The sequence below is a fragment of the Actinoallomurus acanthiterrae genome, assembly GCF_054775715.1.
The window spans coordinates 14,217-36,878 of the sequence record NZ_BAAHCO010000001.1 but is presented as its reverse complement, the minus strand read 5'-3'; the positions used below and the strand labels follow the sequence as shown (position 1 = coordinate 36,878).

At 69.4% G+C, this 22,662-nt stretch carries 21 protein-coding genes; 10 read left to right on the top strand and 11 right to left on the bottom strand.

All coding sequences use genetic code 11. The annotated features are described in order from the left end of the window. The first annotated feature begins 167 nt into the window (after window positions 1-167). Window positions 168-1,745, top strand: a complete 1,578-nt coding sequence (locus tag ACYVF7_RS00180; RefSeq protein ID WP_460332920.1) for a protein kinase family protein — start codon at window positions 168-170, stop codon at window positions 1,743-1,745. Between the two features lie 581 nt (window positions 1,746-2,326). Next, on the top strand, window positions 2,327-2,947 hold the full coding sequence (gene sigM / locus ACYVF7_RS00175) for an RNA polymerase sigma factor SigM (RefSeq protein ID WP_460332917.1): 621 nt from the start codon (window positions 2,327-2,329) through the stop codon (window positions 2,945-2,947). Window positions 2,948-3,416: 469 nt separating this feature from the next. On the opposite strand, the gene ACYVF7_RS00170 is transcribed toward sigM, so the two are convergent. Then, window positions 3,417-3,575 carry a hypothetical protein gene (locus ACYVF7_RS00170; protein ID WP_460332914.1) on the bottom strand — a complete coding sequence of 53 codons (159 nt, stop codon included), beginning with the start codon at window positions 3,573-3,575 and terminating at the stop codon, window positions 3,417-3,419. Between the two features lie 377 nt (window positions 3,576-3,952). Here ACYVF7_RS00170 and trxB point away from each other — a divergent pair, with 377 nt between their 5' ends. Then, window positions 3,953-4,909, top strand: a complete 957-nt coding sequence (gene trxB, locus ACYVF7_RS00165; protein WP_460332911.1) for a thioredoxin-disulfide reductase — start codon at window positions 3,953-3,955, stop codon at window positions 4,907-4,909. Window positions 4,910-5,183: 274 nt separating this feature from the next. Here trxB and ACYVF7_RS00160 read toward each other — a convergent pair whose 3' ends face one another. From ACYVF7_RS00160 to rsmG, 5 genes are all read right to left on the bottom strand, one after another. Continuing rightward, window positions 5,184-6,401, bottom strand: a complete 1,218-nt coding sequence (locus ACYVF7_RS00160; protein ID WP_460332908.1) for an MFS transporter — start codon at window positions 6,399-6,401, stop codon at window positions 5,184-5,186. 308 nt (window positions 6,402-6,709) lie between these two features. Beyond that, on the bottom strand, window positions 6,710-7,258 hold the full coding sequence (locus ACYVF7_RS00155; RefSeq protein ID WP_460332905.1) for a GNAT family N-acetyltransferase: 549 nt from the start codon (window positions 7,256-7,258) through the stop codon (window positions 6,710-6,712). A gap of 236 nt (window positions 7,259-7,494) precedes the next feature. Then, window positions 7,495-8,439: a ParB/RepB/Spo0J family partition protein gene (locus tag ACYVF7_RS00150; protein ID WP_460332902.1), complete on the bottom strand. Its 945-nt coding sequence runs from the start codon at window positions 8,437-8,439 to the stop codon at window positions 7,495-7,497. An 82-nt stretch (window positions 8,440-8,521) separates the two neighbouring features. Beyond that, window positions 8,522-9,376: a ParA family protein gene (locus tag ACYVF7_RS00145; RefSeq protein WP_460332899.1), complete on the bottom strand. Its 855-nt coding sequence runs from the start codon at window positions 9,374-9,376 to the stop codon at window positions 8,522-8,524. A 447-nt stretch (window positions 9,377-9,823) separates the two neighbouring features. After that, window positions 9,824-10,522: a 16S rRNA (guanine(527)-N(7))-methyltransferase RsmG gene (rsmG, locus tag ACYVF7_RS00140; protein WP_460332896.1), complete on the bottom strand. Its 699-nt coding sequence runs from the start codon at window positions 10,520-10,522 to the stop codon at window positions 9,824-9,826. A 325-nt stretch (window positions 10,523-10,847) separates the two neighbouring features. Here rsmG and ACYVF7_RS00135 point away from each other — a divergent pair, with 325 nt between their 5' ends. Beyond that, window positions 10,848-11,186: a DUF6458 family protein gene (locus tag ACYVF7_RS00135; RefSeq protein ID WP_460332893.1), complete on the top strand. Its 339-nt coding sequence runs from the start codon at window positions 10,848-10,850 to the stop codon at window positions 11,184-11,186. Window positions 11,187-11,343: 157 nt separating this feature from the next. Here ACYVF7_RS00135 and ACYVF7_RS00130 read toward each other — a convergent pair whose 3' ends face one another. The 5 genes from ACYVF7_RS00130 to rpmH are packed head-to-tail and all read right to left on the bottom strand — an operon-like array spanning window position 11,344 to window position 13,736. Then, window positions 11,344-11,844, bottom strand: a complete 501-nt coding sequence (locus ACYVF7_RS00130) for a Jag family protein (RefSeq protein ID WP_360882124.1) — start codon at window positions 11,842-11,844, stop codon at window positions 11,344-11,346. A gap of 43 nt (window positions 11,845-11,887) precedes the next feature. Then, a complete protein-coding gene (gene yidC / locus ACYVF7_RS00125) occupies window positions 11,888-12,925 on the bottom strand; it encodes a membrane protein insertase YidC (protein ID WP_460332890.1) in 1,038 nt (345 codons plus the stop codon). 10 nt (window positions 12,926-12,935) lie between these two features. Next, entirely contained in the window at window positions 12,936-13,229 is a 294-nt protein-coding gene (gene yidD, locus ACYVF7_RS00120) for a membrane protein insertion efficiency factor YidD (protein WP_460332887.1), read from the bottom strand. Beyond that, window positions 13,226-13,585 carry a ribonuclease P protein component gene (rnpA, locus tag ACYVF7_RS00115; protein ID WP_460332884.1) on the bottom strand — a complete coding sequence of 120 codons (360 nt, stop codon included), beginning with the start codon at window positions 13,583-13,585 and terminating at the stop codon, window positions 13,226-13,228. The genes yidD and rnpA overlap by 4 nt, the downstream gene beginning before the upstream one ends. A 13-nt stretch (window positions 13,586-13,598) precedes the next feature. Beyond that, entirely contained in the window at window positions 13,599-13,736 is a 138-nt protein-coding gene (gene rpmH / locus ACYVF7_RS00110) for a 50S ribosomal protein L34 (RefSeq protein WP_360882118.1), read from the bottom strand. 303 nt (window positions 13,737-14,039) lie between these two features. On the opposite strand from rpmH, the gene dnaA reads away from it, so the two are divergent. The 6 genes from dnaA (at window position 14,040) to gyrB (ending at window position 22,601) form a co-directional block, all read left to right on the top strand. Next, window positions 14,040-15,890: a chromosomal replication initiator protein DnaA gene (gene dnaA, locus ACYVF7_RS00105; protein WP_460332879.1), complete on the top strand. Its 1,851-nt coding sequence runs from the start codon at window positions 14,040-14,042 to the stop codon at window positions 15,888-15,890. A 495-nt stretch (window positions 15,891-16,385) separates the two neighbouring features. Beyond that, a complete protein-coding gene (gene dnaN, locus ACYVF7_RS00100; protein ID WP_460332876.1) occupies window positions 16,386-17,507 on the top strand; it encodes a DNA polymerase III subunit beta in 1,122 nt (373 codons plus the stop codon). Between the two features lie 55 nt (window positions 17,508-17,562). Beyond that, window positions 17,563-18,483 carry a phosphogluconate dehydrogenase (NAD(+)-dependent, decarboxylating) gene (gene gnd / locus ACYVF7_RS00095; protein WP_460332873.1) on the top strand — a complete coding sequence of 307 codons (921 nt, stop codon included), beginning with the start codon at window positions 17,563-17,565 and terminating at the stop codon, window positions 18,481-18,483. 255 nt (window positions 18,484-18,738) lie between these two features. Beyond that, on the top strand, window positions 18,739-19,860 hold the full coding sequence (gene recF / locus ACYVF7_RS00090; protein ID WP_460332870.1) for a DNA replication/repair protein RecF: 1,122 nt from the start codon (window positions 18,739-18,741) through the stop codon (window positions 19,858-19,860). Beyond that, window positions 19,850-20,365, top strand: coding sequence for a DciA family protein (locus ACYVF7_RS00085; protein ID WP_460332867.1), 516 nt, complete (start codon window positions 19,850-19,852; stop codon window positions 20,363-20,365). Before recF ends, ACYVF7_RS00085 begins: the two co-directional genes overlap by 11 nt. 295 nt (window positions 20,366-20,660) lie before the next feature. Then, a complete protein-coding gene (gyrB, locus tag ACYVF7_RS00080; protein ID WP_460332864.1) occupies window positions 20,661-22,601 on the top strand; it encodes a DNA topoisomerase (ATP-hydrolyzing) subunit B in 1,941 nt (646 codons plus the stop codon). Window positions 22,602-22,662 lie beyond the last annotated feature (61 nt).

The following is a 22,662-nucleotide window of genomic DNA, read 5'->3' as shown; positions in this document are numbered from 1 at the left end:
CGCGACTCGCGCCGGGTAGTAATCCAGCGACGCTCCTCGAGCGTCCTACCATCGGGCGGGAATGTGATGAAGTCTTCCTCTGCCTCCGCAGGAGTGAGGGAGGGTCGAAGGCGTAAGGGAGCCACGGCACTGAAAATGGGATGCGACCACCTACGCCGGACGCCGCGTTGAGCACGTCCGTCATCGAACCTGGAACCCGCCTCGCCGGTCGGTACCGCCTGGACGACCGCGTGAGCGAAGCGGGCGGTTCCACATTCTGGAAGGCAACGGACGAGATCCTCGCCCGTTCCGTCGCCGTGCTCACGTTCGCCCCGGGCTTCCCCCGGGTGAACGACGTCGTGACCGCGGCCCGCGCCGCGAGCCGACTCACCGACCCGCGCCTCACCCAGGTCTTCGACGCCGACGACAGCGGCGAGCGCGCCTACGTCGTCAGCGAGTGGGTCACCGGGGAGACCCTCGAAGATCTCCTGGCCCAGGGACCGATGGAGGCCGACCGCGCCGCGGCGTTCCTGCTCGAGGCGGGCGAGGCGCTGACCTCCGCGCACTCCGCCGGCCTGGCCCACCTCTGCCTGACCCCGCACAACCTCGTCTGGACCAGCGGCGGCACCGTCAAGATCACGGGTCTCGGCGTCGAGGCCGTCCTGTCCGGCGCGAACTCCGACACTCCGGCGCTGGACGACGTCCAGGGGCTCGGCGCCATGCTCTACGCCGCGCTCACCGGCCACTGGCCGGGCGGCGAGGGCACCATCCTCCCGCCCGCGCCCACCGGGGCCGACGGACGCCCACTCACGCCCGCCCAGGTCCGCGCCGGCATCCCGCACAACCTCGACGCGATCGTCAGCCGGTCGCTGGGCCTCCCCGTCCACGGCGCTCCGGAGCGGTTCGACTCCCCTGCGGCCTTCGCGGACGCCCTCGCCAAGGTCCCCCGGTCACCGCTGCCGTTCGTGCCGCTCGTCGGCTCGACCCCGCCGTCGGTCGTCCCACGGCCCGAGAGCACGGACCATACGGCCGCCATGGGTGCCGCGGCGTCGCAGCCGATCCCCCCGGTGCAGACCGTGCCCGACAGCGCCCGTATGCGCCCCCCACAGCCGCCCCAGCACACCGGCGGCCATCGCGCCACCAGTGGCGGGAACGGCGGCCAGGGCTCGGTCAACAAGCCCGTGATGGCCGCGATCGCCGCCATCGTGCTCGTCGTCGTCGCCATCGGCGGCTGGGGCCTGAGCCAGATGAGCGACGACAAGGGCGCCAAGAACATCAAGACCCGCGTCCAGACGACGCCCAGCCAGTCCAGCAAGCCGCCGACCCGAGAGCTCAAGGTCTCCGACGTCCTTCTCGACAACCAGCCGCCGAACCCGGACTCGACCGCGCCGAAGGACCGCCGCAAGGCGATCGACGATAGCCCGTCGTCGTACTGGACCACGCAGTACTACATCGGTCGTGCCGAGTTCGGGGGGCAGCGCTCGGGCATCGGCCTGGTCCTCGACATGGGCAAGAGCGTGACCGTCGACAAGGTCACCGTGGCGATGCCGAACGGCTCGCCTGGCCACGTCGAGCTGAGGGTCGGGGACTCCGCGACGCACGGGTCGGACACCAGGGTCGCCACCGGTGACGCGGTCGACACCTTCGACATGAAGGCCGTCCCCCCGACCAAGGGCCGCTACGTCATCCTGTGGTTCACCAAGCTGCCGAACATCGGGCAGTTCCAGGCCAAGGTCAAAGACGTCAAGGTCTTTGGATCCGAGTGACCTTGCCGGCACCGACCTACGCGCTCTGAGAGCGCCGTAACGTAATCGGCGGTTCGCGTCCCGACCGGACGCGAACCGCCTTTGCCGCTTTTTCGGCTATGCGCCGATCCCTCCTGAGCAACGATCCGCGACGCGGGGCTGGGCGGCGCCGGCCGTGCCCGGCGAAGCTCGGTGTCGCGCCGATGGTGAAGGAAAGGCACGCAGCCGCACCGGCGATCGTCGCCGCACGCGCAATCCGCATGTGTTGCCCCCTTGTCCCCTAGACAGGCCAGGCCGGGTGCCCAGCCGGACACGCATGTTTCCTGGGAGTAAAGAGTCCGTCAATGTCCGTTCCTTGGACCTGCGGATGTGCGCGGATCGGCATGATCCGGTCACGGCGGACGGGAGCGTACGGGGACGGCTACCATCATGAGCGTGTTGAAGCCCTCCCATTCCGTGCACTCACGTGCGCGCCGGTCGTGCGAACACGGCGGTGCGGCGCGACGGGGACGGATGGGGGTCTTCGGGGGGCACGCTGGGCGAGAGCGGCACACCATCGGCGGGGTCGCCGGTTACGGAGCGGGCTGACGAATATGGCGGTCATGCGCGGGGGACGTTCGGTCGAGGCGATTCCGGACAAGGAGCTGCTTTCGCGGCACGCGGGTGGGGACCCGTACGCGTTCGCGGAGCTGGTGCAGAGGCACCGTGATCGCATGTGGGCCGTCGCGCTGCGTACGCTCGGCGATCACGAGGAGGCCGCTGACGCTCTGCAGGACGCCTTCCTGTCGGCGTACCGGGCGGCGGGCCGGTTCCGCGGTGACGCAGCCGTCACGACGTGGCTCCACCGCATCGTGGTCAACGCCTGCCTCGACCGGGTACGGCGCCGCTCGATCCGGCCGGTCGTGCCGATGGGCGACGACGCCACCCTCGACTCGGTCGCGCCGAAGAACTCCGACCCGACCGCCGCACACGAGCTCTCCCTTGACGTGAGCGAGGCGCTGCAGCGCATACCCTTCGAACAGCGGGCCGCGCTCGTCCTGGTCGACATGATGGGGTACGCCGTCGACGAGGCCGCCAAGGTCCTGGAGGTCCCGCCGGGCACGATCAAGAGCCGGTGCGCCCGTGGCCGGGCCCGCCTCGCACCGCTTCTCGGGCACCTGCGGAACCAAGGACGCGGCTCGGGCGTCGAATCTGCGGAGGAAGGAGGTGGCACATCCGCGTGACTGCCGCACACCTTGACTACGATGCGCTGGCCGACCTCGCCGAGGGGATTCTCGACGATGCCACGGCCACATCCGCAGAAGAACACCTGACCCAGTGCGCCCAATGTCGTGATCGGGCCACCGAGGTCGCGGAGGTGTCCCGCGTTCTCGCGGAGGCACCGACTCCGCCGATGCCCGCTCACCTGGTCGAGCGCCTCGACGCGGCGATCGCCGCTGAAGCAGCCTCGCATGTGCCGGGGCATCGGCACGCCCGGCGATTTCAGTTTCTCGCTGCGGCGGCCGCCGCGGTGGTGGTGGTCGGCGGCGGGTCCGTCGTCGCCCGCACCGTTCTGGAGGACGGAGACTCCGACAGCGCGACGGTCTCCCAGCGTCCGGTGGAGGAGCCCTCTCGACCGCACATCGAAGGCACCCAGCCTCGGCCGCGGGCGGAGAGCACCGTTCCGTACGCCGCTCTCCGGAGCGGGACGCGCTACACGTCGGCGGGGCTGGAATCCCAGCTCGCCTCGGCGCTGTCCTCGGTGTCGGCCGCCGGACGCCCCACGCTGAACGCGGCGACCGACGGCGCGCTCTCGGCCTGCGTCGGCCGGGTCAGTGGCGGGAAGGTCCCGCTGCTGGTCGACTCGGCCACGTACGACGGCCGCGGCGACGGTCATCGCCTTGGCGGGGGCCGACAGCGGGCATGCCGACGTCTGGGTCGTCGGGCCGAAGTGCTCGGCCGGCGACACCGATCTGATCGTCCACCGGCAGATCGCTCGCTGATCTCCGAGTGTCGTACGGCCATGCCGCCGGGGCGTGTCCGGTGGGTCTTGTTCGTAGCGGGCGCGCTCCGGGGCGCCGCGCAGCCGGACGAAGATCCATCGGGCACGCCCACGGCTATACGATGCACGGTCGGCATACCCGGGAATGCCCGCACCCTAGGATCGGTTGAGGGTCACTGCGAGCGAAGGTGACCGGCAGACGAGGCCGGGTTCGGCTTCGCGGACTCATTCAGAGAGAGGCACTGTGGTGAGCGACGTCCGGAACGTGATCATCATCGGTTCGGGGCCGGCGGGGTACTCGGCAGCGATCTACGCCGCCCGCGGGGACCTGCGGCCGCTGGTGTTCGAGGGTTCGGTGACGGCGGGTGGCGCTCTCATGAACACCACCGACGTGGAGAACTTCCCGGGCTGGCCCGACGGCATCATGGGCCCTGACCTGATGGACAACCTGCGGAAGCAGGCCGAGCGCTTCGGCGCCGAGCTGGTCACCGACGACGTGACCGAGGTCGACCTGGCGGCGTCGCCGAAGGTCGTGAAGGTCGGCGACGACACCTACCTCGCCAAGACGGTCGTGATCGCCACCGGGTCGAAGTACCGCGAGCTCGGGCTGCCGACGGAGAAGCAGCTGTCCGGCCGCGGCGTCTCCTGGTGCGCCACCTGTGACGGGTTCTTCTTCCGCGACAAGGACATCGCGGTGGTCGGCGGCGGCGACTCGGCGATGGAAGAGGCGATCTTCCTGACGCGGTTCGCGCGGTCGGTCACCGTCATCCACCGGCGGGACAAGCTGCGCGCCAGCAAGATCATGCAGGACCGCGCATTCGGCAACGAGAAGATCCGCTTCGAGTGGAACAGCGAGGTCGCCGAGATCGTCGGTGACGACAAGCTGACCGGTGTCGTCCTCCGCGACGTCGACACCGGCGAGCAGCGCAAGCTGGAGCTCTCCGGCCTGTTCATCGCGATCGGGCACGATCCGCGTACGGAGCTGTTCGCCGACCAGCTGGACCTGGACGAGGAGGGCTACCTCAGCGTCAAGGCGCCGACGACCCACACCAACATCCCCGGCGTCTTCGGCGCGGGCGACGTGGTGGACCACCGCTACCGCCAGGCGATCACCGCGGCGGGCACGGGCGCGGCGGCGGCCATCGACGCCGAGCGCTGGCTCCAGGACGAGGGCACCGCCGAGCTGACGCCGCAGCAGGTCTGATCCGCCCTTCGACCGCTCGATCCGGACTTTCTTCCCAGCCTCCCGCGGCTGGTACCCGACGGCCCCGCGTTCTCACGCGGGGCCGTCACCATTTCACGCCTCTGGCCTGCGGAAACTCACCAGAGCGCCGGTGGGCCGCGAACGCCGCCTCCCTGGTGTGATCGGATCAATCCGGGGGTCAAGCGGCCTCAGGAGCCTCTCAGGCCACAGAATGCCCTTACCCCGCTCAAGACCCGTTACGACCCCTCGAGACGGGCGTCCCTCATCGGCGAATTCACGATCTGACCGGTGTGTCGCCTTGCGCGAACAGCTTTCGGCGCACTCCGACGGCCATCACCATGATCACGGCGGTCGCCCCGCCGAGCAGCATGACGGTCGGCAGGGACGTGCGATCCACGATGACGCCGCCGACCAGAGCACCGGTCGACAACGTCGCCTGAAACGACGCCGTGAACAACACCGAGGCCGCCTCCGGTGCATGCGGAGCCGCCCTGACGAACCACGCCTGCGAACAGACCGGAACGGCACCGTAGCCCACGCCCCAGACGATGAGCAGTACGACGGCGCCCGGTGCCCACCGGCCGAGAGACGGGAGCGCCAAGGTGGCCACGGCGATCAGACCTCCGGCGGTGGCGATGGCGGCGTACGGATGGCGGGCGACGGCCGCGCCGGCCAGGAAGTTGCCCGCGATTCCCGCGACGCCGTACGTCAACAGGAACACCGTGATCAGGCTCGCGGGGACATGTGTGCTCCGCTCCAGGAACGGCGTCACGTAGGTGTAGGTGCCGAAGTGCGCGAGCACGACGAGCACCGTCACCAGCAGCGCGAACCGGGTGTCGACGCCGCAGATCATGCCGCGCAGGACGCCTCGGCGCGTGAGCTGCTCGGCGGGCAGCGGTGGCAGAAGCGTGGCCAGGGCGATGAGCACCGCCACGGACAGCAGACCCAGCACGACGAAGGCGACCCGCCAACCCTCGGCATTTCCGATCAGCGTCCCCAACGGCACGCCGAGAACCGACCCCAGCGGAACGGCCGAGAAGATGACGGCCGTCGCCCGGCGCATGGATCGAGCCGGGACCAGCCGGTCGGCCAGGCCCGCGCCGATGGACCAGAAGCCGCCGATGACGACCCCCACGAGGACTCGCGAGATGAGCACCGCCCAGTACGCCGGTGCGCCCGCGGCGATGAAGTTCGCCGACGCCAGCAGGAACATGAAGGCGCACAGCATCAGCCGCCGGTCGAGCCGGGCGGTCGCGAGGGTGACCGCGGGCGCGGAGACCGCCGCGAGGTAACCGGGCATGGTCATCATCAGCCCGGCCGTTCCGTCGGACACCGTGAAGCTGGAGCCGATGGACGTCAGCAGCCCGATCGGGAGGATCTCCGTGGTGACGATCGAGAAGATCCCCATCATCACCGCGAGCACCGCCGGCCAGTTGGTCGGCGCCGGCCTCGCCGACGTGGCGCCATCGGCGGAAGTGGTGAGCGTGGACATCGATCCCGTCCTGTGGTGGATGGCAGTGGATGCGTTCCACCCAACAGGCGTCACCGGCCGAGGACCGGCGGATTCACGACGTCACCGCGCTCACCGAGGGGTGTCGTCGGATTGTCGCTCGCCGGACGGGAGCAGCCGAGAAGGGCCCGTCCGGCGGATGGGAGCAGCCGAGAAGGGCTCGTCCGGCGGATGGGAGCAGCCGAGAAGGGCTCGTCCGGCGGATGCTCACGAGGCACGTACGACGGCTCGGGCTCTACGACAAGGGCCCGAGCCGCCACCTGATGCCGGGTACGGGCCCGGAGACGCCCTCAGACGGGCCGGAGAGCGCCCTCCGGGGACATGGAGCCCAGGAGGCGTTCCAAGGCGACCTCGACGTCCTCACGCCAGGAGATGGCGGACTTCAGCTCCAGCCGCAGGCGCGGGAACCGGTGATGCGGCCGCACCGTCTTGAAACCGACCGCGAGCATGTACTCGGCGGGGAGCACACAGGACGGCTTCTCCCACTTGAGATCGCCGAAGGCCTCGATCGCGCGGATCCCGCGCCGGGTGAGGTCCTTCGCCACGCCCTGGACGAGCATCCGGCCGAGACCGCCGCCCTGGAACTCCGGGACGATGTGCGCGGTCATCAGGAGCGCGGCGTCGGCGCTCGCCGGGCTCGTCGGGAACGCCACGGAGCGCGGGACGTAGAGCGGCGGTGCGAACAGAACGTACCCCGCGGGCACCCCGTCGACGTACACGATCTTGCCGCAGCTGCCCCACTCGAGGAGGGTGGCGGAGATCCAGGCTTCCTTCTCCAACTCCGGATCGCCACAGTCCTCGGCCCGCTGCTTGCTGACGGGGTCGAGCTCCCAGAACACGCACCTGCGACACCGCGATGGCAGGTCTTCAAGATTGTCGAGCGTGATATTCACCAGACGACGCGACACCGGCCAGGCCCCCTTCTTGGGCGGAGCGCCTTCATTCTCAGGAACCTATTCCCGCTCCAGGAGGAGCTTAGAGCTTCCACCTGAACTGTGGCTCGATGGCGGATGGCCGCTGTTTCACGTGAAACCATCCGCCCGATCCGAGCTAGGGGGTATCCACCGGACGCGCGCTAGGCGCCGGGGTGGCCGCCCGGCGTCATCGCGTCGACGATCCGCTCGAGGTCCTCGAGCGTGGCGAACTCGACCACGATCTTTCCCTTGCGCTGTCCGAGATCCACGCTGACCTTCGTCTCGTAGAGCTCCGACAGCTCCGAGGCGAGCTCCCTGATCCGTGGGTTCTCCGGCCTGCTGGGCGCCTTGCGCCGGGCCGCCTTCTTGGTCTCGCCGCCCTCGCCGAGCGCGATGAGCTCTTCGACCGCCCGGACCGACAAGCCCTCTTCCACGATCCGCTTGGCGAGATACTCCTGGCGCTCGGTGCTCTCCAGTCCGAGGAGCGCGCGGGCGTGACCGGCGCTCAGCACCCCGGCGGCGACGCGCCGCTGCACGGCCGGCGGGAGGTTCAGCAGCCGCAGGGTGTTGGTGATGTGCGGGCGGGAACGGCCGATGCGGGTGGCGAGCTCCTCGTGCGTCGCGCCGAAGTCGTCCAGCAGTTGCTGGTACGCGGCGGCCTCCTCCAGCGCGTTGAGCTGCTGCCGATGGAGGTTCTCCATGAGGGCGTCGCGCAGCATCTCGTCGTCGCCGGTGTCCCGGACAATCGCCGGGACCTTCTCCAGACCGGCCATCTTGGAGGCGCGCAGCCGCCGCTCGCCCATGATGAGCTCGTAGCCGTCCGGCCCGAGCTCGCGGACGACGATCGGCTGGAGCAGCCCGACGATCCCGATCGACGCGGCCAGCTCCTCGAGCGCGTCCTCGTCGAACGTCTGCCGCGGCTGCCGCGGGTTGGGAGTGATCTCCGCGAGGGGCACCTCGGCGAAATGCGCCCCGGCCACCGCCTGCGGCTGGCTCCCGTCGTCGGCCGACATGGGAGTGCCGGTGGACGGCGACGCCGGCTGCGCGGGCGCCGTCGGGATCAACGCACCCAGGCCCTTGCCCAGGCCTCGTCGTGGCTGGCTCACTTGCGACCTTCCCTACGTCCTTCTGCGGTGTCGGCGGACCCGGCCGAGGCCCACACCGCTCGCCTCAGCGCGAATGATCCGGTCATACGGCGCCCTCCGCTCCCCGGTAGGCCATCTCGCGGGCGGCCTCCGTGTAGGCGAGCGCGCCACTGGAACTCGGGTCATAGGTCAGCACGGACTCGCCATAGCTCGGCGCTTCGGACACCCGGACGCTCCGCGGGATCACCGTGCCCAGGACCAACTCGCCGAAGTGGCTCCGCACCTCGTCCGCGACCTGAGCGGCCAGGCGGGTCCGCGCGTCGTACATCGTGAGCAGGATGGTCGAGACGGCGAGGTTGGGGTTGAGGTGCTGCCGGACGAGATCGACGGTGTGGAGGAGCTGGGTGAGACCCTCCAGGGCGTAGTACTCCGTCTGGATCGGGATCAGCAGTTCGTTCGCACCCGTCAGGGCGTTGACAGTGAGCAGGCCCAGGGACGGCGGGCAGTCGATCAGCACGTAGTCGAACTTCGTGGTGTCGTACGCCTCTAGCGCTCGCCGCAGGCGACCCTCGCGCGCCACCATCGGCACGAGGTCGACCTCCGCTCCGGCGAGGTGAAGGGTCGCCGGAGCGCAGTAGGCGTTCGGCAGCCCTTCGGCCGGCACGACGATCTCATCGAACGGCGCGCCTTCGAGGATCACGTGATAGACGGACGGGATGTCCGCGTGATGCTCCACGCCCAACGCGGTGGAGGCGTTCCCCTGGGGGTCCAGGTCGACCACGAGCACCCGGTTGCCGTGCATCGCCAACGCCGCCGCCAGGTTCACGGCGCTCGTCGTCTTGCCGACGCCGCCCTTCTGGTTGGCGATCGTGATGATGCGGCACTGAGGCGGCCTCGGCCAGTCCTTCTCGTCCCGCTTCGCAACCGCCTTGAACGCGGCCGCCGTGGCTTGCGCCATCGGCTTCGCTGTTTCACGTGAAACATCGGCCGACTTGAGTGCCTCACTTACCAACTTCGACTCCCCATGGGCCGGGTCACGTTGCGACGTCTCGGTGACAGGATCGACAGCGGGCGGGATCTCCGTGGCGAGATCTCCCACCGGTTCTTCGTCGGGTGCGGCGGCCGGCGGGGCCGCGGGCGGGGCCGCGGGTGCGGCGGCCGGCGGGGACGATGCCTCTGCGGCAGGTGCGGGCGGTGCGGCCGGAGTGGCCGATGACGCCATCGGCGGCGAGGGAGGCGCGGCCGTAGGTGGGGCCGTAGGTGGGGCCGCGGGTCTCGATGGCGCGGCCGCCGACCGGGGCGAGGCCGCCGTCGCGCCCGGCCAGCCGAGACCGGACGCGTCCCGCCGTGACGCTCCCGCAGTACGGTCCGGCCATCCCAAGCCTTCTGCTGTCGTCAAGGACCGTCACCTCTTCCGTTCGCCGCGCGGGCGCCCGCCGCGACGAGAATTCGTCCGTTTCCCCGAGGGTCGCGGAGCCTTGCCGGCGACGACACGGACGATCGTCGCCGGAGGCTCGACTTTACCGTGACCCACCTGGAGCACTTCTGCGGCGCGAACACCGAATTCCTTCAGAACGGTGTCGGCCTCCTCGAGCTCGGCCGCCGCGCGCTCCCCCTTCAACGCCAGGAGCTCGCCGCCCGGTCGCAGCAGAGGCAGCGCCCACCGCGCCAGCCGCTCGAGCGGCGCGACCGCCCGAGCCGTGACGACGTCGGCGGCGAACTCGTCGGTGACCTCCTCGGCTCGACCCCGACGAACCTCGACGTTCGGCAGCCCGAGCAGATCGACGCACTCCTGGAGGAAGACGGTGCGGCGAAGCAGCGGCTCGAGGAGCGTCACCGACAGGTCCGGGCGGGCGATCGCCAGCACCAGCCCGGGCAGCCCGGCGCCCGAGCCGATGTCGACGACGGACGCCTCCGCCGGGATCACCTCCGCCATCACGGCGCAGTTCAGCAGGTGCCGCTCCCACAGGCGCTCGACTTCGCGCGGCCCGATGAGGCCGCGTTCGACCCCGGGGCCGGCGAGGAACTCGGCGTATCTCTCAGCGGAAGGCAGTGCGTCGGTGAAGATCTCGCGGGCGATCGACGGTGCAGGAAGTAGTGGCATGGCTCAGCGGCTCAGAAACGTCGTATGGGTCCCCACAGTGTTGGAATGCTTCCACATCGCATGGCGTCCGGGAAACGCCGACCCGCACGGCCCACCCCCCGAACGTGACATCGACGCCCCTCTTCCATGCCCTGGGTGACGCCCCTGAACGCCACAGCCGGACGGTACGCGCGGCGCAGACATCGCCCCGGTCGTACGGGCTGATGGCGGTTCGTTCGGATTTCGACTCTGCGTCCCCACGAGGAAAAGCCGGTCCTATGCATATCTCTCGTGGATCGGGTAGGTCACTGGCTGGCCGATCCATCCCCGGAAGGAGCCGTCTCAGATGGGCATCGGAACGGGCCTGGCGTTCATCGCCATGGGAGCGATCCTCGCCTTCGCCTTCAACTTCCACGTCAGCGGGATCGATATCCAGATGATCGGATGGATCCTGATGTTCGTCGGCGCGGCATGGCTGGCGATCACGTTCGCCTACACGCGGCCGCGTCGCCGTCGGCAGATCGCGGAGATCGTCCAGGACGATCCGCTGTATGTGAGCGAGGAGGAGCGTCCGCAAACGATCATTGTCCGGGAGGCTCCCGCCGAGCGTGCGCCGGAGTCGTCCGCCCGTCCGCGGTCGGTTTCACAGGCCCGCCGTGATGTCACGAGGTACGAGCCGGAGTAATCGGAAAGGTCGCCACGACCGACCGCGGACCGACCGGCCGATCCGTGCCAAAAGAAACGGCCCCGCCACCGAGTGGCGGGGCCGTTCGTCTTTCGTACGGGTCGGCGGGCGCGTTCACACGGCGCGCCGGCGGGTCAGGCGCAGGCGCCCGGCCGGATCACTCCGCGTAGACGACGACGTAGCGGTTGGGCTCCTCGCCCTCCGACTCGCTGCGCAGTCCCATGGCGGCGATCGCGTCGTGCACGACCTTGCGCTCGAACGGCGTCATGGGCGACAGGGCCTTCGGCTCGCCCGTGCGCTTGACGTCTTCGCCGATCTCGCTGCCGAGCTTGGACAGCTCCGACCGGCGGCGCTCCCGGAAGCCGCCCACGTCGAGCATCAGCCGGCTCCGCTCGCCGGTCTTGCGGTGCACCGCCAGGCGGGTGAGCTCCTGGAGCGCCTCCAGCACCTCGCCCTTGCGGCCGACGAGCTCGTCCAGCGTGGCGCCGACGACGGACACCAGGGCGCGCTCGCCCTCGACGTCCATGTCGATGTCGCCGTCGAGGTCGGCGATGTCCAGGAGGCCCTCGATGTAATCCGCCGCGATCTCGCCTTCCTGCTCGAGCGCCTTGATGTCGACCTTCACGGTCTCAGCGGTCTCGGCTTCGGCTTGGCTCACTGCGGGCTCCTCATGCGTACTGCGGCTCGACTGGGAAGTCACGCTATCGCTTCCTCTTGCTCCGCGGCTGGCGTGTCGGCTGTTGCCGTACGACCTTCGGCGGCGTGTCGTCCACCGGCTCCTCCGCCTCGGCCTCGGCCTTCTTCTTTGCCTTACCCGCTGAACCGTTCGACGTCGCAGACTTGGTGAGCGCGGTCCGGGGGGTCGCCTTCGTGGCGGACTTCACGGCGCCGCCCTTGGCGGTGCCGGTCTTGCCGGTCGCGGGCTTCGCGGTGCCCGTCTTGGCCGCGCCGTCGCCCTGGGCGTCGGGGGTGGCCATCGGGTACTTCTTGTAGACGTAGTGCGACTGGGCCAGGGTCCAGGAGTTGGTGGTGACCCAGTAGATCAGAACGCCCAGCGGCAGGGTGAGCCCGAAGAGGCCGAACAGCGGCGAGAGGTACACCAGGTACTTCTGCGACGCCATCATCGGGTTGTCGGCCGTCATCGTCTGCATGGACCGGCCGACGCTCGACTTCATCGTGAAGAAGGTCGTCGTCGAGCTGATCACGACGGCGAGGCCGGTGACGACCATGGCGCCCACGTGCCCGCTGGAGAAGGCGTCCTTGAACGTCGACGGGATGTGCGCGCCGAAGATGTGGGCGTTCTGGGCACTCTGGATGAGGTCGGCGGAGATGCCGTACTTCGACTGGCCCTTCGGCGTCGTCGAGATGGCCCGGAGCACGTTGTACAGCGAGATGAAGATGGGGAACTGCACTACCAGCGGAAGGCACCCGGACAGCGGGTTGGCGCCCGCCTCCTGGTAGAGCTTCATCATCTCCTGGTTGAGGCGCTGCTTGTCCTTCTTGTACTTCTTACGCAGCGCCTGCACCTGCGGCTGCAGCTCCTGCATCTTCCGCGACGCGTGAATCTGCTTCACGAACAGCGGGAAGATGATGATCCGCATGAGGACGGTCAGCAGGAAGATCGACAGGCCCCACGCCCACCCGCTGTCCGCCGGGAAGATCAGGCTCAGGCCGGCGTGGATCTGTACGATCACCCACGCTACGGCCTCGAACAGCGGGCTGAGGAAACTGAGACTCACCGGCTGGCTCCTATGTGCTCTCCGAAACAGTGCCGCCGGGGGGCGGCGTGAGGTCGTGTCGTTCGCCCTTCCGCGGCGGGACCGGGTCGTATCCGCCGGCGTGGAAGGGGTGGCAGCGGGCGATACGCCGTACCGCGAGCCAGCCGCCGCGCAGGGCGCCGTGGGTGCGGAGCGCCCCCAGGGCGTAGGCGCTGCAGGTCGGCTGGTAGCGGCACACCGGACCGAAGAGCGGGCTGATGAACCGACGGTAGAAGACGATGGGCACCGTCAGGGCCCGAGCCGCTAGCGTCGGCTTGTCCGTCATGTCCGCCTCTTGACCTGTCGCCGCAGGAGCCGGTCGAGTGCCGCGTCGAGATCTGCGGCGAGTTCGTCGTGGCGTGCGGTGGCCGCCTTGGCATTGGCCCGCACGACAAGCAGGCTACCTGGTGCGAGCCGATGCAGGTGTTCCCGGACGATGTGCCGGAGCCTGCGGCGCACGCGGTTGCGGACGACCGCGTCACCGACCTGGCGGCCGACGGTGAAGCCGACCCGGGGGGGTTCGTCGACGTCATCCCGGAATTGCAGGTGAAGAACGAGATGAGGCCGTCCGGCACGATCCCCGCGCCGGACGGCCGAAGTGAACTCTTCTCGCCGCCGCATCCGGTGTCCGGACGGCAGCATCGATCGCCGCTGCTCAGACGGCGATCTGCGCGCGTCCCTTGCGGCGGCGCGACGACATGATCGCGCGCCCCGCCCGGGTGCGCATGCGGAGCCGGAAGCCGTGCTTCTTGTGACGGCGGCGGTTGTTCGGCTGGTACGTGCGCTTGCTCACTCGAGACTCCAGTGGGGTGCTGCGGTCAATGTACAGATGTCGCATCGGGCGCCTGACCCCCTACGGGAGCGGCGTCCTGCGGGCGCGCAGCACCGCCGTCGATGCGACTCGACCGTCGTACGTTACGGTCTGCGCCGCCCTCCGGTCAAACCGAGCACGCGTATCCCCAATAACCCCGGGGGTTGTGCACAAGTTGTGGACAACCCTGTGGATGACGCGTGAGAGAGTGTTCGTCTGACGTTGTGCGGGAGGACAACGCCCATTAGTGGGGCGCCGGCCGCTTCGAGGGAGGGGAACCAGGATATGGATGGGCTGGATCTTGCGCTCGTGTGGACGAGGGCCCTGGAGGCGCTCCCCACCGATCTGCCCCCGCAGCATCGCGCCTGGCTCTCCATGACCCGGCCGCTGGCCCTCGTCGAGGACACCGCGCTCCTCGCGACTCCGAACGAGTTCGCCAAAGAGGTGCTGGAGAACCGCCTCCACCCGTTCATCACCGAGGTGTTGTCCGCCCAGCTCGGACGCGACATCCGCGTCGTGGTCACCGTGCAGCCGGACCCGTCGCCGTCCGCCGAGCGCCAGATCCCGGCGGAGCCGGAGACCGATCACGAGCAGTCCGCCCACGGCCCCGGCGGCTACCGCCTGGAGGGCCCGCGGTTCCCCGCCGCGCCGCACCGCGGTCCGTCCGCCGACCCCGGACCCGGCCCTGGCTCCGGGTCGTACGGGGACCCGAACGCCGGAGGCCCGAACGCCGGGAGCTACGGCGAACGCGGCCCCGCCCCGTACGGCGACCCGAGCGCCCCGGGTCCGAACTACGGCGAGCCGGGTCCCGCCTCCTATAAGAACGACCAGTACGGCGGCGGCGAGCGGTTCAGCGCCGAGCGGTACCGCGCGGAGCCCCAGTACGGCGGTGACCCCTATCGCGGCGAGGGCTACCGCGACCAGTACGGCGCGCCGTACCAGCAGGAGCCGCAGCGCCGCCTCGAGCAGCCGGGCATGCCGAACGTCCCGGGGAACCAGCGGGATCCGTTCGTGCCGACGCCCGGCGTGGTGCCGGGCGGGGGCTGGCAGTCCCGCCCGCCCGCGGATTCGGGCGAGAAGGCGAGCGCGGAGCCCGCGCGGCTGAACCCGAAGTACACCTTCGACACGTTCGTCATCGGCTCGTCCAACCGGTTCGCGCACGCGGCGGCCGTGGCGGTCGCCGAGGCGCCGGCCAAGGCGTACAACCCGCTGTTCATCTACGGCGACTCCGGGCTCGGCAAGACGCACATGCTGCACGCCATCGGCCACTACGCGCAGAGCCTGTTCAACGGGGCCCGGGTGAGGTACGTGAGCTCGGAGGAGTTCACCAACGACTTCATCAACGCGATCCGCGACGGCAAGGCCGACAACTTCCGTCGCCGCTACCGGGATGTGGACATCCTCCTCGTCGACGACATCCAGTTCCTGGAGAACAAGGAGCAGACGCAGGAGGAGTTCTTCCACACCTTCAACACGCTCCACAACGCCAACAAGCAGATCGTGATCTCCAGCGACCGCGCGCCGAAGCAGTTGGTCACGCTCGAGGACCGGCTCCGCAACCGCTTCGAGTGGGGGCTGATCACGGACGTTCAGCCGCCCGAGCTGGAGACCCGCATCGCGATCCTGCGCAAGAAGGCGGTGCAGGAGGGTCTGGTCGCGCCGCCGGAGGTGCTGGAGTACATCGCGTCGAAGATCTCCACGAACATCCGCGAGCTGGAGGGCGCGCTGATCCGCGTCACGGCGTTCGCGAGCCTGAACCGCCAGTCGGTGGACCTGCAGCTCGCCGAGATCGTGCTGAAGGACCTCATCCCCAACGACAGCGGCCCGGAGATCACCGCGGCGACGATCATGGCGCAGACCGCGACGTACTTCGGCATCGACATGGAACAGCTGTGCGGCCCGTCGCGCTCGCGGGTGCTGGTGACCGCACGGCAGATCGCCATGTACCTGTGCCGGGAGCTGACGGACCTGTCGCTGCCGAAGATCGGGCAACAGTTCGGCGGCCGGGACCACACGACGGTCATGCACGCCGAGAAGAAGATCCGCAAGCTGATGGCGGAGAAGCGGCCGATCTACAACCAGGTCACCGAGCTGACGAACCGCATCAAGCAGCAGGCCCGCAACGGCGGTGCGTGACGTGGTCTCCCCGGATCTGTCGGTGCGGGTGGGCACCCTGTCCCCAGGAGCCGGTCCGTGCGCGCCGGGTCGTCCACAGCGGTCCACAGACGTCCACAGGCCATGCACAGTGGTTATCCCGAAGTCGTGGATTACACAGGGTGGGGATAACTCTGTGGATGAATCACCGTGGACAACCCTGTGGAACGAGGGGGAAAAACGGTGGACGACATGGGGATGGACGGTGGACACCCGGTGGACAGATTCTCGTCATCCCCAGGCATCCACTGGATCCACAGGGTCGATGCACACCGGGGGTGGATACTGAAACAGGGTCTGAGCTGCGAAGACTAGGCTTCTCCACAGTATCCACGGTCCCTATGACGATGACTCTCCTTGTATCTACAAAGAAAGAAAGTCAAAACGTAGAGGGGCATGCGGGCCCACCGGCCCGGCCCGTACGGTTTCTTAAGTTCCACCACACAAGGTGATCAAAACCTCAGGAGACGGTCCAAAGTGAAGTTCCGCATCGAGAGAGACGTTCTCGCCGACGCCGTTGCCTGGACCGCGCGCTCGTTGCCGGTCCGTCCTCCCGTCCCGGTGCTGGCCGGGATGCTCATCGAAGCCGGCGACCAGCTGAAGCTGTCGTCGTTCGACTACGAGGTCTCGGCGCAGGTCACGATGGACATCGACGCCGACGAGGCGGGCACCGCGCTCGTGTCGGGCCGGCTGCTGTCCGAGATCTGCCGCAGCCTCCCCGCCGCTCCCGTCGAGATCACCACCGACGGCGCCAAGGTGACGCTGAAGTGCGGGTCTGCGAAGTTCACACTGCTGACCATGCCTGTGGAGGACTACCCGAGCCTCCCGGCGATGCCCCAAACCGCGGGCACGATCGGCAGCGACGCGTTCGCCGCGGCCGTCTCCCAGGTGGCCATCGCCGCCGGCCGCGACGACACCCTCCCGATGCTCACCGGCGTCCGCGTGGAGATCGAGGGCGACACCGTGACCCTGGCCTCCACCGACCGCTACCGTCTCGCGGTCCGTACGCTCCGCTGGCAGCCGGAGCAGGCCGACATCTCCGCAGTCGCTCTCGTGCCCGCCAAGACGCTCTCCGACACCGCCAAGTCCCTCACCTCGGGGGCGGAGGTCTCGATCGCCCTGGCGGCCGGAGGCAGCGGCGAGGGAATGATCGGCTTCGAGGGCGGCGGCCGCCGTACGACGACGCGTCTGCTCGACGCGGAGTTCGTGAAGTACCAGTCGCTGTGGCCCAAGGAGACCTCCGCCGTGGCGGAGATCCAGACGGGTCCGTTCGCCGAGGCCGTGAAGCGCGTCGGCCTGGTCGCCGAGAAGAACACCCCCGTCCGCCTGTCGTTCCGGCAGGACGAGGTCGTGCTCGAGGCGGGCAGCGGCGACGATGCACAGGCTGTGGAAGTTCTCGGCGCGTCGCTCGAGGGTCAGGACATCGACATCGCCTTCAACCCGAACTTCCTGCTCGACGGCCTCAGCGCCATCGGCTCGGACGTCGCCCGGCTGGCCATGACGACGTCGACGAAGCCCGCGGTGATCACCGGGAAGCCCGCCGACGAGGCCGACCCCGACTACCGCTACCTGATCATGCCGATCCGGCTGTCAAGCTGATCCTGCGGGGTAACTAGGCTCAGACGGACACGGAGCGCCATCTGAGGAGATGTTCATGGAACTGGGGATGATCGGGCTCGGCCGCATGGGCGGCAACATGGCCAAGCGCATTCGGCAGGCCGGGCACACGGTCGTCGGCTACGACCGTGACCCGGCCGTCACCGACGTCGGCTCCCTGCAGGAGCTGATCCAGCGGCTGAGCGCGCCGCGGGCGGTGTGGGTCATGGTGCCCGCCGGCGACCCGACGCGGGCCACGATCGACCGGCTCGGCGAGCTGCTCGACCCGGGCGACACCGTCATCGACGGCGGCAACTCCCACTACCAGGACGACCAGAAGCACGCCGAGCTCCTGGCCCAGCACGGCATCGGCTTCGTCGACGCCGGCGTCAGCGGCGGCGTCTGGGGCCTGCAGAACGGCTACGCGCTGATGGTCGGCGGCGACGACGAGCACGTCAAGCGCGTCATGCCGATCTTCGAGGCGCTCAAGCCCGAGGGCGAGTTCGGGTTCGTCCACGCCGGCGCGGTCGGGGCCGGGCACTTCGCGAAGATGGTCCACAACGGCATCGAGTACGGCATGATGCAGGCCTTCGCGGAGGGCTGGGAGCTGCTCGAGGCCAGCGGCGTCGTCAACAACGTTCCCGAGACCTTCCGCAGCTGGCGCGAGGGCACGGTCATCCGGTCCTGGCTGCTCGACCTGGCCGACCGCGCGCTGGAGGAGGACGCGGAGCTGGCCCACCTGAAGGGTTATGCACAGGACTCCGGTGAGGGCCGGTGGACGGTGCAGGCCGCGGTGGACCTCGCGGTGCCCCTGCCCGTCATCACCGCGTCCCTGTTCGCGCGGTTCGCCTCGCGGCAGGACGACTCCCCGGCCATGAAGATGGTCGCCGCGCTTCGCAACCAGTTCGGCGGCCATGCTGTGGAGACGCTGAAGGGCGCCGACTCACCGGGCGCCGACGTCACCCCGCCGCAGTCCTGATCGCCGGGTCGCGACGCACACGGTAATCCACAGGGTTGTGGAAAAGCGCGCCTGATCTGGGGACGCCTGAGAAGTGCCGGCGGCATGCGGGCCCGGTCGTGTCTTTCCTGGTCGTGTCTCTTCCGACCAACCGACCCCGGCCGACCCCGACAGACCTCCCGGACTCGTGGTCTCCACGGCCGCACCCGCCCTCCGCGTAAGGGCCGGTGTGCGGCCGGGCAGCGCGGATCGTCCACAGGCCCTACTCTCGTCTGGGTGTACGTCGCCCACCTCACGCTGCAGGACTTCCGGTCGTACGAGTCGGCGGAGATCGCCCTCGACCCCGGGATCAGCGCCTTCCTCGGCCCGAACGGCCAGGGGAAGACCAACCTCGTCGAGGCCATCGGGTACGTCGCACTGCACGGCAGCCACCGCGTGTCCACAGACGCTCCGCTGGTCCGGCACGGCGCGCAGCGGGCGATCGTGCGGGCCGGGATCGTCCGGGACGAGCGCAAGGCGCTGATCGAGCTGGAGATCAACCCGGGCCGGGCCAACCGCGCCCGGCTGAACCGGTCGCCGGTGCAGCGGCCTCGCGAGGTCCTGGGGATGCTGCGGACCGTGCTGTTCGCCCCGGAGGACCTGGTCCTGGTGAAGGGCGACCCAGGGGAGCGCCGCCGGTTCCTCGACGAGCTGCTGACCGTCCGGGCCCCGCGCTTCGCGGGCGTCCGGTCCGACTACGACCGTGTCCTCAAGCAGCGCAACGCCCTGTTGAAATCCGCGGCCCAGCACCGCCGGGCGCCCGGTCCGGAGGTGCTGAGCACGCTCGACGTGTGGGACACCCACCTCGCCCGTACGGGGGCGGAGCTGCTGGGCGCCCGCCTGGAGCTGGTCGCCGTGCTCGAGCCGCTCGTCGCCAAGGCGTACGCCACGCTCGCACCCAGCGGGGCCGCCGCCCTCGAGTACCGGTCCTCTGTCGACACCGGGTTGTCCACAGACCGTGCACAGCTGGCCGAGGCCCTGTTGAAAGGCATGGCGGAGACCCGGCGCAACGAACTGGAGCGGGGCGTCAGCCTCGTCGGCCCGCACCGGGACGAGCTGCTGCTCAAGCTCGGCGACCTGCCGGCGCGCGGGTACGCCAGCCACGGCGAGTCCTGGTCGTTCGCGCTAGCGCTGCGCCTCGCGTCGTACGAGCTGCTGCGCTCCGACGGCGACGACCCGGTCCTGATCCTGGACGACGTGTTCGCCGAGCTCGACACCGGACGGCGCAACCGCCTCGCCGAGCTGGTGGCCCAGGCCGAGCAGGTGCTGATCACCGCGGCGGTCCCCGAGGACGTACCCGAACGGCTGAGCGGCGCGACGTACGAGGTCGCGGATGGGGAGGTCACACGTGTCCGATGACCAGGGCGATCCACAGCCTGTGGAAAAGCCGAAGTCGGGGATCGAGCTGGCCCGCGAGGCGCTCGCCCAGGCCAAGGCCGACGCGAAGCGGCGCGGCGCCCAACCGGGGCAGGCCCGGAAGAAGCGGTCCCGGAGTGGCGGCCGCGACCCGCGGCGCGGCGGCGATCCGACGGCCTTCGGCCCCGCCATCCGGGAGCTGCTCGCGGCCCGGGGCTGGGAGGAGCGTGTCGCGGTCGGTGGCGTGTTCGGCCGCTGGCCGGAGATCGTCGGGCCTGAGCTGGCCGAACACACCGAGCCGCAGACGTTCGAGGACGGGATCCTCGTCGTCGCCGCCGACTCGAACGCCTGGGCGGCGCAGCTGCGCCTGCTGGCCGCGACGCTGGTGAAGCGGCTCAACGAGGAGCTCGGCCACGGGAGCGTGCAGCGGGTCAAGGTCGTCGGGCCGTCGTCGGCGTCGCGCAGCCCCGGGCGGCTGCGGGTGACCGGCGGTCGGCGCCGTACGTGAGGAATCGTTTTCCACACGGTGTGCGAGGCGGCTTGCGCAGTCCGGCCCGATTCGTTTTCGTCGTCCGTACGCCTCGTAACCCCCCTGGACCGGTAGGGGGACTTCCGGGCGGCTCTGTTCGTCGCTTGTACGCCTTGAGAACGCCCTACATGGCCCAAGAAGGGGTCCGGGATGGATAGAATGGAGGCCGGATACAGGACACGATCGCCGTTGCGGGCCGCCCGTGGATCGGGCGCCCTGCTTATGTGTTACGGGGTGCTGCGCGGCGCGTGTCCTCCGGCAGGAGGATCTCCACTTGGCGTACGACGCTAGCTCGATCACTGTCCTAGAAGGCCTCGAGGCGGTTCGCAAGCGCCCGGGCATGTACATCGGTTCTACGGGAGAGCGTGGTCTTCACCACCTGGTCTACGAGATCGTCGACAACTCCGTCGACGAGGCGCTGGCCGGATACGCCGACACCATCGAGGTGACGCTGCTGGCCGACGGCGGCGTCCGGGTCCAGGACAACGGCCGTGGCATCCCCGTCGGCGAGCACCCTGTGGAGAAGCGACCGGCCATCGAGCTGGTCCTCACCACGCTGCACGCCGGCGGCAAGTTCGACAGCAAGTCCTACGCCGTCTCCGGCGGTCTGCACGGTGTCGGCTCCGCGGTGGTGAACGCCCTGTCCACGCGGCTCGAGGCCGAGGTACGGACCGACGGCCACGTCTGGCGGCAGTCCTACACCTGGCAGGGCGCCGAAGGGCCGCTGCAGAAGGGCGAGGCGACCGACGAGACCGGCACCGTCATCACCTTCTGGCCGGACGGGTCGATCTTCGAGACGCTCGACTGGAACTTCGAGACGCTCAGCCGCCGCATGCAGGAGATGGCCTTCCTCAACCGCGGGCTGACGATCACCCTGCACGACGAGCGGCCGGACCACATCAACGGCGAGCCCCGCGTGGTCACGTACCACTACGAGGGTGGCATCGAGGACTTCGTCCGCTACATCAACGCCAAGAAGGAGTCCGTCCACAACTCGGTCATCGCGTTCAGCGAGGAGACCGAGGGCATGTCGGTCGAGGTCGCCATGCAGTGGAGCGGGTCCTACTCCGAGTCCGTCCACACCTTCGCCAACACCATCAACACGGCGGAGGGCGGCACGCACGAGGAGGGCTTCCGCGCGGCGCTGACGACCGTCGTCAACAAGTACGCGCGCGAGCAGAAGCTGCTGCGCGAGGGCAAGGACGACAACCTCGCCGGTGAGGACGTCCGCGAGGGCCTCACCGCGATCATTTCGATCAAGCTGGCCGACCCCCAGTTCGAGGGCCAGACCAAGACCAAGCTCGGCAACACCGAGGCGCGGTCCTTCGTCCAGCGCGCGATGTACGAGAGCCTTCGCGACTGGCTGGACCGCAACCCCGGCGAGGCCAAGGAGATCATCAGCAAGGCCACGCAGGCGGCCCGCGCCCGCATCGCCGCCCGCCAGGCGCGCGACCTCACGCGGCGCAAGAGCCTGCTGGAGTCGACGTCACTGCCGGGCAAGCTGTCGGACTGCCAGTCCACCGACCCGAGCAAGTGCGAGATCTACGTCGTGGAGGGCGACTCGGCGGGCGGCTCGGCCAAGGGCGGCCGTAACCCGCAGTACCAGGCGATCCTCCCGATCCGCGGCAAGATCCTCAACGTGGAGAAGGCCCGCATCGACCGGGTCCTGAAGAACAACGAGGTCCAGGCGATGATCACCGCCCTGGGCACCGGCATCCACGACGAGTTCGACATCGAGAAGCTGCGGTACCACAAGATCATCCTGATGGCCGACGCCGACGTCGACGGCCAGCACATCCGCACGCTGCTGCTGACCCTGCTGTTCCGCTTCATGAAGCCGCTCGTCGAGGCCGGCCACGTCTACCTCGCCCAGCCCCCGCTCTACAAGATCAAGTGGGATGCGCGGGGCAACGAGTCCGACTACGCCTACTCCGACCGCGAGCGCGACGCGGTCATCGAGGCGGGCATCGCCAACGGCAAGCGCGACCCCCGGCCGCGCGACGGCGTGCAGCGCTTCAAGGGTCTCGGCGAGATGAACGCCAGCGAGCTGTGGGACACCACCATGGACCCGGAGCACCGCATCCTCCTCCAGGTCACGCTCGACGACGCCGCCCAGGCCGACGAGCTGTTCACCGTTCTCATGGGTGAGGACGTCGAGGCGCGGCGCTCGTTCATCCAGCGCAACGCCAAGGACGTGCGCTTCCTCGACATCTAGCCGACGCGCGGGCACCGGGCCGATCCCCGGTGTCGCCCGGCCACTGACTCAACAGCGGGAA